This is a genomic window from Blastomonas sp. UPD001, from assembly GCF_003426715.1.
In the GTDB taxonomy this organism is placed as follows: domain Bacteria; phylum Pseudomonadota; class Alphaproteobacteria; order Sphingomonadales; family Sphingomonadaceae; genus Blastomonas.
Map to the genome: position 1 here is coordinate 1 of NZ_QKVT01000027.1, position 625 is coordinate 625.

Consider the following 625-nt stretch of genomic DNA (forward strand, 5'->3'; position numbering starts at 1 on the left):
CGTGGAGAATTAGCATTAGAAACGAATATAGAAAGTGACTGTCAGCCATTACACGATTTAGTCAAAACTATCCTTGATGTTTGTCCCGAAATTCATGCAATGCGGGATGCTACACGCGGCGGTTTAGCTACTGTATTAAATGAATTTTCCCTCAGTTCAAATGTCGCAATTCGCCTTGATGAACAATCAATTCCAATTCGAGAAGAAGTAAAAGGAGTTTGCGAAATCTTAGGTTTAGATCCGTTGTATTTAGCGAATGAAGGAAAATTAGTTATAGTAGTCAAAAACGAACATGCTGACACAGTTTTATCAGCCATGAAATCCCATCCCGCCGGAAAAGATGCTTGTATAATCGGGGAAGTAATTCCCTCACCAGCAGGAATTGTTTTATTAAAAACTCTTTTTGATGCTGAACGAATTGTTGATATGCTTGTCGGCGATCAACTCCCACGTATTTGTTAATAATATTTATGTTACGTAGGGTGCGTTATGGCTTTAGCCTAACGCACCGCTGATACCATGGTGCGTTAGGCGCTCAAATCATGTTTTTCATGAAAAACGATATTAAATTAGGCGTCTAACACACCCTACTGGACTGACACGATTAAAATGTTGCATTAATAAA

General features: G+C 38.7%; 1 protein-coding gene. It reads left to right on the forward strand.

The features are described 5' to 3' along the window. Positions 1 to 462, forward strand: a 462-nt coding sequence (locus DM995_RS22945; protein WP_286164970.1) for an AIR synthase-related protein, incomplete at its 5' end; no start/stop codon positions are given. Positions 463 to 625 lie beyond the last annotated feature (163 nt).